The organism is Azospirillum sp. A29 (genome assembly GCF_042604625.1).
Classification (GTDB): domain Bacteria; phylum Pseudomonadota; class Alphaproteobacteria; order Azospirillales; family Azospirillaceae; genus Azospirillum; species Azospirillum palustre.
In genome coordinates, this window is sequence record NZ_CP170467.1 from 952,903 (window position 1) to 966,711 (window position 13,809).

The window sequence follows — 13,809 nt, forward strand, 5'->3', positions numbered from 1 at the left end:
GCCGTCAGCCGAAGCGGGCGTTGTACAGGGCGACCGCGTCGGCTCCCGCCGGGAAGTGGAGCCGGCCGGTGGTGTCGTCGATGGCGGCCGATACCGCTTCGGCGACATCGGTTTCCGCCGTCGTCGCCGCCGGGCTGGCATAGGCATCAAAGATCGGCGTTGCGAAGTCCCGATAGGCCGGCGGGATCAGATCCTGGATGACGATGCCGGCATTCCGGCTGAAGGCGGTCGTCGGGCCGTACCCCGGCTCGACTAGTTTCGCCCGGACGCCGAAATGGCCGAGTTCGTGGGCGAGCGAACCGGTAAATCCCTCGATCGCCTGCTTGCTGGCGGTGTAGGCCGCCGCCAGCGGCAGGGCCGCCAGCGTGACCGACGAGGTCACGTTCACGATGACGCCGGAGCGGCGTTCGCGCATCTGCGGGATCACCGCCTGGCACATCGACATTACGCCGAAGGTGTTGGTCTCGAACACCTTGCGGATGTGGGCCATCGGCGTGGCCTCGAAGGCGCCGACCACGCCGACCCCGGCATTGTTAACCAGCACGTCGATGGGACCGGCGGCCTCGACGGCGGCGGCGATGCTCTCCCCGCTGGTGACGTCGAGCGGCAGGATGCGCAGGGCGCCGGTATCCGGCAAAAGCTCCGGGTCCGGCCTGCGCATGGTGGCGACCACCCGCCAGTTCTTCGCCAGGAAATGCCGCGCCATCTCCAGGCCGAAGCCGGAGGACGTGCCGGTGATCAGGATCGTTTGCATGGGGACCTCCCGTCGTTTCGAACGGTCCCTTGAATAGGCGCTGCGGACTGGACACTCCATAAGCGGGCGTCCGGGATTCTTTACCAACTATCCATATCCTGCGAGCTTGCCGGCCCGATTCCGCTATGGGCTGCGGGCGAACTGGCCGGGGGGGCAGCCCTGCCGTTTACGAAACGCCGTGCTGAAGGCACTGGCGGATTCGTAGCCGATCTCCTCGGCGATCCGCTCGAGGGACTTCGCGCCCCGGACCAGGGCGTCCTTCGCCAGCGCCATCCGCCAGCGGGCGAGATACTCGATCGGGCCGCAGCCGAGCACCTCGCCGAAACGGGCGGCGAACGCCGACCGGGATTGCCCGGCGATCTTGGCGAGGCCGGCGACCGTCCAGTTCGCCCGCACGTCCCCGTGCAGGGCGCGAAGAACGCGGGCAAGGGCCGGGTCGCGCAGGCCGTTGAGCAGGCCGCTTTGCACCCCGTCCGCCGCGAGGCCGCGCCCTCGCAACGCTTCGACGAGCAGAACCTCGAGCATGCGCTGGAGGATCAGCTCCCTGCCGGGCTCCTGGTGCCCGCATTCCTCTGCGATGAGGTCGATCACCCGGCCGAACCGGTCGGTCCTGCCTTCGCAGGCCTGAATATGGATCATTTGGGGGAGCAGCGTCAGCAGGAGGGGCGCGTTCACCTGTTCGATCTGGAACGCGCCACCCAGCGATTCGAACTCCGCCTCGCCCTCCTGGTCGCCATGCCGGACCGGCCTGTCCGTCGGCTCACGCGGCGCGCAGGCGATGCCCGGATGGCTGCTCAGCGTGAAGGCTGGGGTGGAAGGCAGAAGAAGGAAATCACCCTTCGCGATCCTCAGCGGCGCTCCGCCTTCGAAGGACACCCAGCATTCGCCCTTCAGGATTAGCGTGAAGCCGGGCTTGCGAAGGGCGGGATAGCTGATGCCCCAGCGTCCCCGTCCGGTGATGGGCTTGGACACCGCCGCGGTCGGCCTGAGCAGGGCGATGATGTCGGAAAGCGGATCCATCCCGGACGATCTGCAAGCGGGCTTCGTCAGACTTTGCGAAAGGCAAACATGACCGTTTCGTAGGGAAAGGCGATCTCGGCGCGGTCCGCCAGTTCGGGCGTGCATGCGATCAGCGCGCGGGTATCGCGCTCGACCTCCGCCTGCCGTTCGGGCGGCAGCGCCGCGATGAAGCTGACCGACATCGTCCGCTTGACGATGACGTCGTCCGGGCTGCCGACATGGGCATGCGGGACATGGCGCTCGTCGATGGCCTCGAAGCCCGGCGCGGGGAAGACGCGGCGCCAGTCGCCGGTGCGATAGCGCGGGGTGTCGCCCTCCCGGGGGTCGGTGATGGCGGTCAGTGCCGCCACCCAGGACGTGCTTTCGTCCCGGACGTTCCAGATCAGCCCCAACCTGCCGTCCGGCTTCAGCACCCTCCGCATCTCCTGCAAGGCGGCAGCGGTGGCGAACCAGTGGAAGGCCTGCGCGCAGACCACGGCGTCGACGGAACCGTCGGGCAGGGGAATGGACTCGGCGTTCCCTGCCAGGACCGTGATGTCGGGAAAGGCCGGAACGAGCTGCTCGCGCATGCCGGCGACCGGTTCGACGGCGGTGATCTCGCCGCCGCACTGCTTCAGCACCGCGATGAACTTGCCGGTGCCGGCGCCGACCTCCAGGACTTTACGGCCGGGACCGACGCCCAGAACGTCGCGAAGCCAGAAGACGGCTTCGGCCGGGTAGCTGGGGCGGCCTTTGACATAGGCCTTGGCACCGGTCTCGTAGCCGCTGGAAGAATGATGAACCGGCATATCGACCTCCATTCCTCCAGCGTGACCCGAAAACCGGTCCTTACATCCCGGTCGATGACGGCAGCGGCTTTGCCGGCGCCGGGATCGACGCCGATGACAGCGGCGTCGGCGCGTGGGCGGTCGGGACCGGCAGCGGCGCCGGCTTGGACAGCGGGCGCGGCGTCGACACCGGCGTCACCGGGCTGGCCGACGGCGGGTTGCCCGACATTGCCGGTGCCGCAGATCCCGACTGGCCCGACGGCGTCGCCAGCGTGGGTGGATCCTCGTAGATGTCGGGATGGACGCGCACCACGCCGGCGGTGTCGACCGAGGCGTTCCAGTAGACGAAGCGCACGGGGATGGCGTTCGGCAGCCGGATCGTCTTGGTCTCCCCGGTGTCGAGCTGCTGGCCGATGCCGGCCGGCGTAACCTTCGCGGCACCCAGCAGCGTCTCCGCCATCATCCGGGCATCCTCCAGCCGCACGCAGCCGGAGCTGGCGGCGCGCAGGTCGCGGCTGAACAGGCGCGGATCGTTGGTGCCGTGCAGGAAGATGCCGTCGCCGTTGGTCAGGTTGAAGCGGAAGCGGCCCAGCGCGTTGTCGTCGCCCGGCCTCTGGACGATGCGCACGCGGCCGGGATCGACCGACCACCAGTTGACCGACTGGGTGTTGGCGACCTCCGACCCGTCCAGATAGACGGCGGCGTTCTTGATGCCGGTGGTGCCCTTCTTGCGCAGGGCAGGCAGCTTGTCCTCGCTCAGCACCGTCGGCGGCACGGTCCAGGTCGGGTTGATGGTGACGCTGGTCACCTTGTCCTGGAGCAGCGGCGTCTTGCGCGACGGCCGGCCGACCACCGCCCGCATGGTGAAGGCCGGGCGGCCATGCTCGATCAGGGTGACGGACTGGCCGGGCAGGTTGACCAGGATGGTGGTGTCGGGGATGGAGGCCTGCTGCGCCCGCATCGCGGCGGCGGCGCGGCGCAGGAGCGCCACGGTCTGGGCAGGCGTGCGGTCCATCGCCTGACGGGTTACCTCGCCGACTTTGCCGTCGGGCTGCAGCCCCTCGGCGAGCTGGAAGGCGCGCACGGCGGTCTCGACATCGTCGTTGAAGCTGTCGGTCCACTTGTCGGCGGACAGGAAGCCCATCTCGATCAGGCGGCGCGACACCTTGCCGACGCGGTCGGCCAGCGGCGAGCGCACGGAGATGACCACCGGCGGCGCCGGCTCCACCGGTTCCAGGCCGGGCAGGGTGGGGGCCTGCGCCTGCTGCACGTCGGCAGGGGGCACGTCCATCGCCGGGGCGACGCTCTCGACCATGCCGCCGTCGCCCTTCTTGACGACGGCGCCGTAGCCGATGCGGGTGGCCGTCGCCTTGGGCGCGTTCTGCACCTCCAGCGCACGCTGTTCCAGCGCCGCGGCCCAGCCGGCAACCAGCGGCGGCTTGGCGGCGTGCACGGCCTCCTTCGCCGCTGCGGCAAGCGCCGGACCGCTCAGGACGATGCCGACCAGTCCGCCGACCATGCAGAGGGCGGCGGAGCGTCGGGAGATCGGGCGGCGGATATCATGCATGGCGACGGGACCGGAACGTGAACGGAAAGGATCGTGCGGTGTATCCTTCGACGAGGCATTCCAGATCCGCAAGCGACATTTGGTGTCGGCAGCTCTGCTGTTCACACTGTTGCTCCCTTGCATCGCCATCTCACCCGTGTAGGGCTGTTGCCGTTACACGCGCTCATCCACTGGTTGGACGCCGTGGCGGCGGATTTATTCCGAACCTTCGCCGGAGGTAACGCCGCGAAGCCGGCTATGGAGCCGGGGTCGTGGCCGTATGTGTCATTTGACGTAGATACCGCCTTTCGCATGCGCGGTAGCTTTTCCTTCGACGATGTGGCGAAGCCCCGGAGCAACCGGGGCGCCAAAGGAAGGGGGCAACTTCATGCGGACCAAGCAACTGACGTCGAGCTTCGGGATCGGCGCGCTGGCCGGTCTGGCCATGGGTGCGATGGCATCCTTCGCGATGCCCGCCCAGGCGGCGGACGACACCATCAAGGTGGGCATCCTGCACTCCCTGTCCGGCACGATGGCGATCAGTGAGACGACGCTCAAGGACGTCATGCTGATGCTGATCGACGAGCAGAACAAGAAGGGCGGCCTGCTGGGCAAGAAGCTGGAGCCGGTGGTGGTCGATCCCGCCTCCAACTGGCCGCTGTTCGCCGAAAAGGCGCGCGAGCTGATCAGCAAGGACAAGGTGTCGGCCGTGTTCGGCTGCTGGACCTCGGTCAGCCGCAAGTCGGTGCTGCCGGTGTTCGAGGAACTGAACAACATCCTCTTCTACCCGGTCCAGTATGAGGGCGAGGAGTCCTCCCGCAACGTCTTCTACACCGGCGCCGCCCCGAACCAGCAGGCGATCCCGGCCGTCGACTACCTGATGTCGAAGGAAAAGGTCCAGCGCTGGGTGCTGGCCGGCACCGACTACGTCTATCCGCGCACGACCAACAAGATCCTCGAAGCCTACCTGAAGGGCAAGGGCGTCAAGCCCGAGGACATCATGATCAACTACACGCCGTTCGGTCATTCCGACTGGCAGTCGATCGTGGCGGACATCAAGAAGTTCGGCTCGGCCGGCAAGAAGACCGCGGTGGTCTCCACCATCAACGGCGACGCCAACGTTCCCTTCTACAAGGAACTGGGCAACCAGGGCGTCAAGGCGCAGGACATCCCGGTCGTCGCCTTCTCCGTCGGCGAGGAAGAGCTGGCCGGCATCGACACCAAGCCGCTGCTCGGCCATCTGGCCGCGTGGAACTACTTCCAGTCGGTCGAGACCCCGGCCAACACCGACTTCATCAAGTCGTGGAAGGCCTACACCAAGAACGACAAGCGCGTCACCAACGACCCGATGGAAGCCCACTACATCGGCTTCAACATGTGGGTGAAGGCGGTCGAGGCGGCCGGCACCACCGAGCCGGACAAGGTCATCGACGCGATGGTCGGCGTCGCCGTGCCCAACCTGACCGGCGGCTATTCGGCGATGCTGCCGAACCACCACATTACCAAGCCGGTCCTGATCGGCGAAGTGCAGGAGAACGGCCAGTTCGACGTCGTCTCCAAGACCTCGGGTCTGGTCCCCGGCGACGAGTGGTCGGACTTCCTGCCGGACAGCAAGGACCTGATCGCCGATTGGCGCAAGCCGATGTCCTGCGGCAACTTCAACGTGAAGACCGGCAAGTGCGGCGGCAAGGGGTCGTGAAGGCCGCGTTCCCTCTCTGAGCTGTCCCTTCTGACCTGAGTGGTTGCGACGCTTGCCCTTTCCCCTTTCCCGCCGGGCGGGGGAGGGGAGAGGGCAAGCGTTTCGCGTTTCCAGCCCCCCGCACCGCTCCTCCCGCACCGCCCCTGCACCGAAGGACTCCCGATGCGACGCGCTCTCCGCTGGCTGATGGCCGTCTGTGTGGTGGTCGCCACATCGACCGCCGCCTATGCCGCCGACCTCCGTCCTCTCGTCCAGGCCTTGGGCAGCGGCGGCTATTCCGGAACCGAAAAGGCCCTGGCGCAACTGTCGGAGGCCGGCGACCCGGCCGCCGTGCCGGTGATCGAGGCGCTCCAGGCCGGCGACCTCTATGTGCGCAAGGCCGACGGCACCGTCGTTGTCGCCCGCAAGGCCGGTGACGCCTTCACCCTGACCGACCCGCTGACCCGTGCCGCGCTCGGCGATGCGCCGTCCGCCGCGGTCGAGAAGATCCGCATCAACAATTCGCTCCGCCGCGCCATCAGCGCCTCGCTCGGCGCTCTCACCCTGATGAGCCCCGATGCCGGTGTCCGCCGCTCCGCCGCCGACGCGGTGTTCAAGAGCCGCGACGCCTCCGCGCTGGAGACGCTGAGCGCCGCCATCGCCAAGGAGCAGGACAAGGGTGTGCGCGCCGCCATGGAGCAGGCTCGCGCCGCCATCCTGCTGACCGGCGAGGCCGCGTCGAAGATGACCGACGCCGAAATCCAGTCGGCGACCGACACGCTGACCGCCCGCGGCGACCGCGACGCGCTGGTGCTGCTGAACATGGTCGCCGGCTCCGGCGCGTCCGATGTCACCAAGAAGTCGGCCGCCGCCGCCGTCTCCACCCTGGAACAGAAGCTGGCCTTCTGGGCGGCGCTGCAAAATCTCTGGTACGGGCTGTCGCTGGGCTCGGTGCTGCTGCTGGCCGCCATCGGGCTGGCCGTCACCTTCGGCGTGATGGGCGTCATCAACATGGCCCATGGCGAGATGGTGATGATCGGCGCCTACACCACCTTCCTGGTGCAGGAGTTCTTCCGCGCCCATGCCCCCGGCCTGTTCGACCTGTCGATCCTGGTGGCGCTGCCCGCCGCCTTCCTCGTGTCGGGCGGCGTCGGCATCGTCATCGAGCGCAGCGTGATCCGCTGGCTCTACGGCCGTCCGCTGGAAACGCTGCTCGCGACCTGGGGCCTGTCGCTGGCGCTCCAGCAGGCGGTCCGCTCCATCTTCGGCCCGACCAACCGCGAGGTCGGCGCGCCGAGCTGGATGTCCGGCGCCTTCGAGCTGGGCGGCCTGACCATCACCTACGGCCGGCTGTGGATCGTCGTCTTCGCCTTCAGCGTCTTCGCGGCCCTGCTGGTGGCGCTGAAGCGCACCTGGTTCGGCCTGTCGATCCGGGCGGTGACGCAGAACCGGCCGATGGCCAACGCCATGGGCATCCGCACCGCGCGGGTCGATGCGCTGACCTTCGGGCTCGGCTCCGGTATCGCCGGGCTTGCCGGGGTGGCGCTGAGCCAGATCGACAATGTCAGCCCGAACCTCGGCCAGGGCTACATCCTCGACAGCTTCATGGTCGTGGTGTTCGGCGGGGTGGGCAACCTGTGGGGCACGCTGGTCGGCGCGCTGACGCTGGGGACCATGAACAAGTTCCTCGAACCCTATGCCGGGGCGGTGCTGGGCAAGATCCTGGTGCTGATCTTCATCATCCTGTTCATCCAACGGCGTCCGCGCGGCCTGTTCGCGCTGAAGGGCCGCGCGGTGGAGGCCTGATCCGATGCTGCTGCGCTTTTTCCTGATGGGGCTGGACCGCAAGGCCGGGATCGTCCTGACGATCCTCGCCATCCTGGCGGTCGCCGTCCCGGCGATGACGCTGTGGGTGCCGGCGGATTCGCCCTTCCACCTGTCGATCTTCACCGTCTCGCTGCTCGGCAAATACCTGTGCTTCGCTTTGCTGGCGCTGGCGCTCGATCTGGTGTGGGGCTATTGCGGCATCCTGTCGCTCGGCCACGCCGCCTTCTTCGCGCTCGGCGGCTACGCCATGGGCATGTACCTGATGCGGCAGATCGGCCCGCGCGGCGTCTACGGCAACCCGGTCCTGCCCGACTTCATGGTCTTCCTGAACTGGAAGGAGCTGCCCTGGTACTGGCTGGGCTTCGACCATTTCTGGTTCGCCGCCATCATGGTGCTGGTGGTGCCGGGCGCGCTGGCCTTCGCCTTCGGCTGGTTCGCCTTCCGCAGCCGGGTCACCGGCGTCTACCTGTCGATCATCACCCAGGCGCTGACCTTCGCCCTGCTGCTGGCCTTCTTCCGCAACGACATGGGCTTCGGCGGCAACAACGGCCTGACCGACTTCAAGGACATCCTCGGCTACGACATCCAGGCCGACACCACCCGCGTCGCCCTGTTCGTGGCGACGGTCGCCGCCCTGGCGCTCTCCTACATGATCGCGTCCGGCGTCATCGGCTCGAAGTTGGGCAAGGTGCTGGTGGCGCTGCGCGACGCCGAGAGCCGCGTCCGCTTCATGGGCTACGACACCGAAAGCTACAAGCTGTTCGCCTGGACGCTGTCGGCCTGCATGGCCGGTGTGGCCGGTGCCCTCTACGTCCCGCAGGTCGGCATCATCAACCCGTCGGAATTCGCCCCGGCCAGCTCGATCGAGGCGGTGATCTGGGTCGCCGTCGGCGGGCGCGGCACGCTGGCCGGCGCCATCCTCGGCGCGGTGCTGGTCAACATGGGCAAGAGCTATTTCACCGGCGCCCTGCCGGAGCTGTGGCTGTTCGCCCTTGGCGGCCTGTTCGTGGCGGTGACCCTGTTCCTGCCCAAGGGCCTGCTCGGGCTGGGCGCGCAGCTGAAGGCGAAGCTGCCCGGCCGCAAGGCCTCCACCCTTCCCAACGCCCAGCCTGCCGACCAGAAGGGAGCCTGACCAATGAGCGCGGAATCGACCCTTCTCTATCTCGACGGCGTGTCGGTCAGCTTCGACGGCTTCAAGGCGCTGAACGGCCTGTCCCTGGTGATGATGCCCGGCGAGATGCGGGCGATCATCGGCCCCAACGGCGCCGGCAAGACGACGATGATGGACGTCATCACCGGCAAGACCCGTCCCGACACCGGCACCATCCTGTTCGAGGGCGACACCGACCTGACCCGCCTGCGCGAGGCGGCCATCGCCAACCTCGGCATCGGCCGCAAGTTCCAGCGCCCGACCGTCTTCGAGCCGCACACGGTGTGGGACAATCTGGAACTGGCGCTGAAGGCGCCGCGCCGGCCGCTGAAGACGCTGACCTATGCCATCAGCCGCGACGACCGCTCGCGGATCGAGGAGATCCTCGACATCACCCGCCTGTCCGCCCTGCGCAGCCGGCAGGCCGGCAGCCTGTCGCACGGGCAGAAGCAGTGGCTGGAGATCGGCATGCTGCTGGCCCAGGATCCCAAGCTTCTGCTGGTCGACGAGCCGGTGGCCGGCATGACCGACGCCGAGACCGAACAGACCGCCGAACTGCTGTGCAGCATCGCCGGCAAGCATTCGGTGATCGTGGTGGAGCATGACATGAGCTTCGTCCGTGCGCTGGGCGTCAAGGTGACGGTGCTGGCAGAGGGCTCGGTCCTGGCCGAAGGCTCGCTGGACGCGGTCAGCGCCAATCAACAGGTCATCGACACCTATCTCGGCCGCTGACGGGAGACCCCAGCATGTTGGACGTTCGTTCCCTCGATCTGCATTACGGCGCCGCCCAGGCCTTGCGCAGCGTTTCCATGAAGGCCGAAATCGGCAAGGTCACCTGTCTGGTCGGCCGCAACGGCGTCGGCAAGTCCAGCCTGCTGCGCGCCATCGTCGGGTTGAAGCCGGTGTCCGGCGGCTCCATCGGCTGGGACGGCGCCGACGTGACGAAGATGGCGCCGGCCGACCGGGCACGCCGCGGCATCGCCTATGTGCCGCAGGGGCGCGAGATCTTCCCGCTGCTGACGGTGCGGGAAAATTTGCTGACCGGCTACGCCCCGCTGCCGCGCGCCCAGCGTTCGATCCCCGACGAGGTGTTCGAGCTGTTCCCGGTGCTGAAATCCATGCTGGAGCGCCGCGGTGGCGACCTGTCGGGCGGCCAGCAGCAGCAGCTCGCCATCGGCCGCGCCCTGGTGACGCGCCCGCGCCTGCTGGTGCTGGACGAGCCGACCGAGGGCATCCAGCCGTCGATCATCAAGGACATCGGCCGCGCCATCGCCTACCTGCGCGACAAGGGCACCATGGCGATCCTGCTGGTCGAGCAGTATTTCGACTTCGCCCGCGACCTTGCCGACGACTGGGTGGTGATGGAGCGCGGCGAGGTGATGCTGTCCGGTCCGCGCAGCGGCCTGGACGAGCGGGAGGTGCGCAAATACCTGACGGTATAACCCCGATGGCATGGCGTTCCGGCCGGTGAAAGGCGGAATATCTGCGGTCCCGTTGCGTCCTTGATCCATCGGGCCTGCCGTCCGGCGGGCCTGTTTCGGGAGGAACTGCGCAATGAAATCCGCACTCCGTATCGCCGCTGCCGCCATCGGCCTGGGGGCCGTCCTGTCCGGCGCCCCCGCTTTTGCTCAGGACAAGGAACCGGCCATGACGGGCAAGACCGCGATGGGTCCCGTCCTGACCGACGCGAAAGGCATGACGCTCTATGTCTTCGACAAGGACGGTGCCGGCAAGTCGGCCTGCAACGGGCCTTGCGCGACCAACTGGCCGCCGCTGATGGCTCCCGCCTCCGCCAAGCCGATGGGCAAATACAGCGTCGTCACCCGCGACGACGGAAGCCGGCAATGGGCTTACAACGGCAAGCCGCTCTATAGCTGGGCCAAGGACGCGAAGCCGGGCGACACCACCGGCGACGGCGTGAACAACGTCTGGCACGTGGCGAAGCCATAACGTTCGGGGTATGGCGGGGTCGTGGTTACTGTCATCCGGCGCCACGGCCCTGCCTTCGCCGGGAGTATACTTATCCAGTCGAGGTAATGCGCAAACGCCGACTTCGCAGGCTGCGCTCTTTAAAGGTCGTTAAGGATCCGAACCGCATGATGACCTCAACGCCATCTTGCTCACGGAGCCGCAGGTCATGTCGATCTATAACGCCGCCTCGTTCGAAGCCGCCCCCTCCGCTGAACCGAAGGTCCGCAAGATGAGCGGCCTGCCGCGTCTGGCGGTCTGGACCGTCATGATCGGCACGCCGTGGCTGCTGATCGTGGAAGCGGTGCGCCTGATCTTCTGAAGGTCAACACTCCAGGCCCGGCGCACCGTCCTCTCAAGCTGTTATTGGGCAGGCCGTTATTGGGCCGGTGCCACCCAGGGCTCCAGCGCGCCGATCTTCCTGGCCCGCTTCTCGTCCGCCGACAGTTTGAAATTATGCCCGAAGGGCGCGCTCTCGAACGAGCCGTAACCGGGATTGGCCAGCATCAGCCAGTCGCGCCCGAAATGCTCCTTCGCCGCTTCGAACGCCTTCAGGCGGTCGGCTTCGCTGCCGTTGTAGGCATCGCTGAAGTCGCCGAAATTGTCGCCGAACAGCAGAACGATCCGGTAATCCTTGGCGATGTAGGCGCGCCGCGTCCCTTTCGCCGAACCCCAGTCCGGCTTTTCCTTCGACATCAGGAAGGTATCGACGTTGCCGCCCATCGGGAAGCCCAGCGCCTGCGCGTTGCGGCGGGTCGGCTCCTCCTGGTCGGCGTTGCGGTTGGTGACGTAGAACACCTTCACGCCCTTCGATTCGGCGTACTGGGTGAACTCGACCGCCCCCGGCACCGCCGTCGCCTTCTCCGCCTTCACCCAGGCATCCCAGGTCTTGGGCGAGAATTCGCCGTTGGTGGTGACCAGCCCGGTCTGATAGGCGGAGTTGTCCATCGCCGTCTCGTCCAGGTCCAGCACCACGGCCGGCGGCAGGTCCTGGTAGCTGCCGGTCTGCTCGGTCGCCGCGGTCCAGTTCTTTTCGGCCAGTGCCTTGTCCAGCTGGATCCTGCCCAGCGCATAGACCGCCAGCGAGTTCGCCTTGTATTCGACCGACCGCTGCATCCACAGCTCGGCGTTCAGCAGATCGCTTTGCGGCACCGGGCCTTGGGGAGCCGGATCCGCCGCCAGGGAGGGGCCGGCCAGAAGGGAAAGGGCAACCGCACCGGACAGCAGCGACCAGCGCCCGGAACAGGCGGAATTGCGCATCGACTCATCCATCCATCAAGTGTCATGGAACTGTCATCGAAGCACAGATTCAGGTGCTTGGCGACGGTCCCGTGACGCTTGCGTCACGGTAATCAGATACGCTTGCGTCACGGTAATCAGATACGCTTGCGTCACGGTAACCAGATACGCTCGCGTCAGGGTATCCGGCGGCGGGTCTCAGGCCGGCTGGGGGATGGCGCTTTCCGGCATTGGAGTCAGCGCCGGGATTGCCTCCACCCGCTCCAGCCAGCGACGGACCGCCGGATAGGGATCGAGCGGGATGTGGCCTTCCGGGGCGCGGGCGACATAGGCGTAGCAGGCGATGTCGGCGATGGTCGGCCGCTCCGCGGCCAGCCAGTCGCGGGTCGCCAGATGGCTGTCCATGAAGCGCAGCAGGCGTTCCGCGACCCTCTGCGCGTCGGCCAGCGTCCCGGCCCCGCCCCACAGCGTCAGGATGCGCGCCAGCGCCGGCCCGAAGCGCAGGTCGCCGGCGGCGACCGACAGCCAGCGCTGCACCTGCGCCGTCTCGTCCGGCGCCTTCGGGTTCCACAGGCCGGAAGCGTCGTAGCGGTCGGCGAGATAGACGAGAATGGCGACCGAGTCCGGCAGGACGAGATCGCCGTCGACCAGCACCGGGATCTGTCCGAACGGGTTCAGGGCGAGGAAGGCATCCGACCGGCGAAGCTCGGCATTCGCATCGACATAGCGATAGGGCAGGCCGAGGATGTTCAGGAAGGCTTCGACCCGGTGGGCATGCCCCGACAGCGGCGTGCCGTACAGTGTGATGGCGGGATCGGTGCTGGTGCCCATGACAAGGCTCCCTTCTCTGTGGGTCGCGGATGCCCACACCCGACCACTTGCGCCGCTTCGCAGGAATAGGCTTTGATGAAAAGGGACTCTTTCAGGAATTGGAAGAATTATGGACCGGTTGGATGAACTGACGATCTTCGTCGCGATCCTGGAGACCGGCAGCCTTGCCGGTGCGGCCAAGCGGCTGCGGCGGTCGGCGCCCGCCGTCACCCGCGCGCTGTCGGGGCTGGAGGAGCGGCTGGGTGTGCGGCTGATCGAGCGCACCACCCGCAACCTTGCCCCCACCGATGCCGGACGGCGGCTGGCCGAGCAGGCGCGCCGGCTGCTGGCCGATTACGACGAGGCGCTGGCCGCCACCGGAACCGACCGGCCAATGCGCGGGCGGCTGCGCGTCACCGCGCCGGTGATGTTCGGGCGCAAGCATGTGACGCCTCTGGTCCTCGACTTCATGCGGGAGTTTCCGGACATCCGTGTCGAGCTGACGCTGTCCGACGGCAACCTCGACCTGATCGAGGAGGAGCTGGACGTGGCGATCCGCATCGGCCCGCTGCCCGATTCCGGCCTCGTCGCCCGGCGGGTGGGGCAGGTCGGGCGCTTTCTGGTCGCCAGCCCCGGCTATCTGGCGCGGCGCGGCATGCCGTCGATGCCGGAGGATCTGTCCGGCCACGACATCATCCTGACGACGGCCCGGCCCGGTCCGCCGGACTGGCGCTTTCTGATCGACGGGCGGGAGCGGGTGCTGCGGGTGACGCCGAAGCTGGCGGTCAGCCACATCGAGCCGGCCCTGCTCGCCGCCCGTGACGGGCACGGCGTCGCCCGCCCGCTGTCCTATCAGGCGGCGGACGACCTCGCCGCCGGTACGCTGGTGCGCCTGATGTCGCACGCCGAGCCGGAGCCGCTGCCGGTCCATGTCGTGGTGCCGACCGCAAGGTTGATGCCCGGCCGGGTGCGTGCCTTCCTCGACCATGCGGTGCAGGGCCTGTCGGCGCTGGAGGTTCTGCGCAGCTGATCCCCAGCCTCGCCAGGGAT

Annotated in this window: 14 protein-coding genes; 8 read left to right on the top strand and 6 right to left on the bottom strand. The window is 67.7% G+C overall.

The genetic code is table 11. The features are described from left to right. Nucleotides 1-4 precede the first annotated feature (4 nt). From ABNQ38_RS32445 to ABNQ38_RS32460, 4 genes are all read right to left on the bottom strand, one after another. Nucleotides 5-754, bottom strand: coding sequence for an SDR family oxidoreductase (locus ABNQ38_RS32445; protein WP_377810397.1), 750 nt, complete (start codon nt 752-754; stop codon nt 5-7). A gap of 123 nt (nt 755-877) precedes the next feature. Then, complete coding sequence (locus ABNQ38_RS32450) at nt 878-1,774, bottom strand: AraC family transcriptional regulator (RefSeq protein WP_377810398.1); 897 nt, start codon at nt 1,772-1,774, stop codon at nt 878-880. 26 nt (nt 1,775-1,800) lie between these two features. After that, the gene (locus ABNQ38_RS32455) at nt 1,801-2,562 is read right to left on the bottom strand and encodes a class I SAM-dependent methyltransferase (RefSeq protein WP_377810399.1); all 762 of its coding nucleotides are present in this window, start codon (nt 2,560-2,562) and stop codon (nt 1,801-1,803) included. Nucleotides 2,563-2,602: 40 nt separating this feature from the next. Continuing rightward, a complete protein-coding gene (locus ABNQ38_RS32460) occupies nt 2,603-4,108 on the bottom strand; it encodes a L,D-transpeptidase family protein (protein ID WP_377810400.1) in 1,506 nt (501 codons plus the stop codon). A 367-nt stretch (nt 4,109-4,475) separates the two neighbouring features. Here ABNQ38_RS32460 and urtA point away from each other — a divergent pair, with 367 nt between their 5' ends. From urtA to ABNQ38_RS32495, 7 genes are all read left to right on the top strand, one after another. Further along, nucleotides 4,476-5,786 carry an urea ABC transporter substrate-binding protein gene (gene urtA, locus ABNQ38_RS32465; RefSeq protein ID WP_377810401.1) on the top strand — a complete coding sequence of 437 codons (1,311 nt, stop codon included), beginning with the start codon at nt 4,476-4,478 and terminating at the stop codon, nt 5,784-5,786. A gap of 162 nt (nt 5,787-5,948) precedes the next feature. Continuing rightward, complete coding sequence (urtB, locus tag ABNQ38_RS32470) at nt 5,949-7,571, top strand: urea ABC transporter permease subunit UrtB (protein WP_377810402.1); 1,623 nt, start codon at nt 5,949-5,951, stop codon at nt 7,569-7,571. Between the two features lie 4 nt (nt 7,572-7,575). Beyond that, nucleotides 7,576-8,724, top strand: a complete 1,149-nt coding sequence (urtC, locus tag ABNQ38_RS32475; protein ID WP_377810403.1) for an urea ABC transporter permease subunit UrtC — start codon at nt 7,576-7,578, stop codon at nt 8,722-8,724. Nucleotides 8,725-8,727: 3 nt separating this feature from the next. Beyond that, nucleotides 8,728-9,474, top strand: a complete 747-nt coding sequence (urtD, locus tag ABNQ38_RS32480) for an urea ABC transporter ATP-binding protein UrtD (protein WP_377810404.1) — start codon at nt 8,728-8,730, stop codon at nt 9,472-9,474. Between the two features lie 14 nt (nt 9,475-9,488). Then, nucleotides 9,489-10,184: an urea ABC transporter ATP-binding subunit UrtE gene (gene urtE / locus ABNQ38_RS32485; protein WP_377810405.1), complete on the top strand. Its 696-nt coding sequence runs from the start codon at nt 9,489-9,491 to the stop codon at nt 10,182-10,184. Nucleotides 10,185-10,296: 112 nt separating this feature from the next. Next, a complete protein-coding gene (locus ABNQ38_RS32490) occupies nt 10,297-10,692 on the top strand; it encodes a hypothetical protein (RefSeq protein ID WP_109048893.1) in 396 nt (131 codons plus the stop codon). 187 nt (nt 10,693-10,879) lie between these two features. After that, nucleotides 10,880-11,032 carry a hypothetical protein gene (locus tag ABNQ38_RS32495; protein ID WP_167421718.1) on the top strand — a complete coding sequence of 51 codons (153 nt, stop codon included), beginning with the start codon at nt 10,880-10,882 and terminating at the stop codon, nt 11,030-11,032. 56 nt (nt 11,033-11,088) lie between these two features. Here the strand turns inward: ABNQ38_RS32495 and ABNQ38_RS32500 are convergent, their stop codons facing one another. Further along, nucleotides 11,089-11,982 carry a 5'-nucleotidase, lipoprotein e(P4) family gene (locus tag ABNQ38_RS32500; RefSeq protein WP_377810406.1) on the bottom strand — a complete coding sequence of 298 codons (894 nt, stop codon included), beginning with the start codon at nt 11,980-11,982 and terminating at the stop codon, nt 11,089-11,091. Nucleotides 11,983-12,147: 165 nt separating this feature from the next. After that, entirely contained in the window at nt 12,148-12,780 is a 633-nt protein-coding gene (locus ABNQ38_RS32505; protein WP_377810407.1) for a glutathione S-transferase family protein, read from the bottom strand. Nucleotides 12,781-12,889: 109 nt separating this feature from the next. On the opposite strand from ABNQ38_RS32505, the gene ABNQ38_RS32510 reads away from it, so the two are divergent. Further along, the gene (locus tag ABNQ38_RS32510; protein WP_377810408.1) at nt 12,890-13,789 is read left to right on the top strand and encodes a LysR family transcriptional regulator; all 900 of its coding nucleotides are present in this window, start codon (nt 12,890-12,892) and stop codon (nt 13,787-13,789) included. Nucleotides 13,790-13,809: the final 20 nt, after the last annotated feature.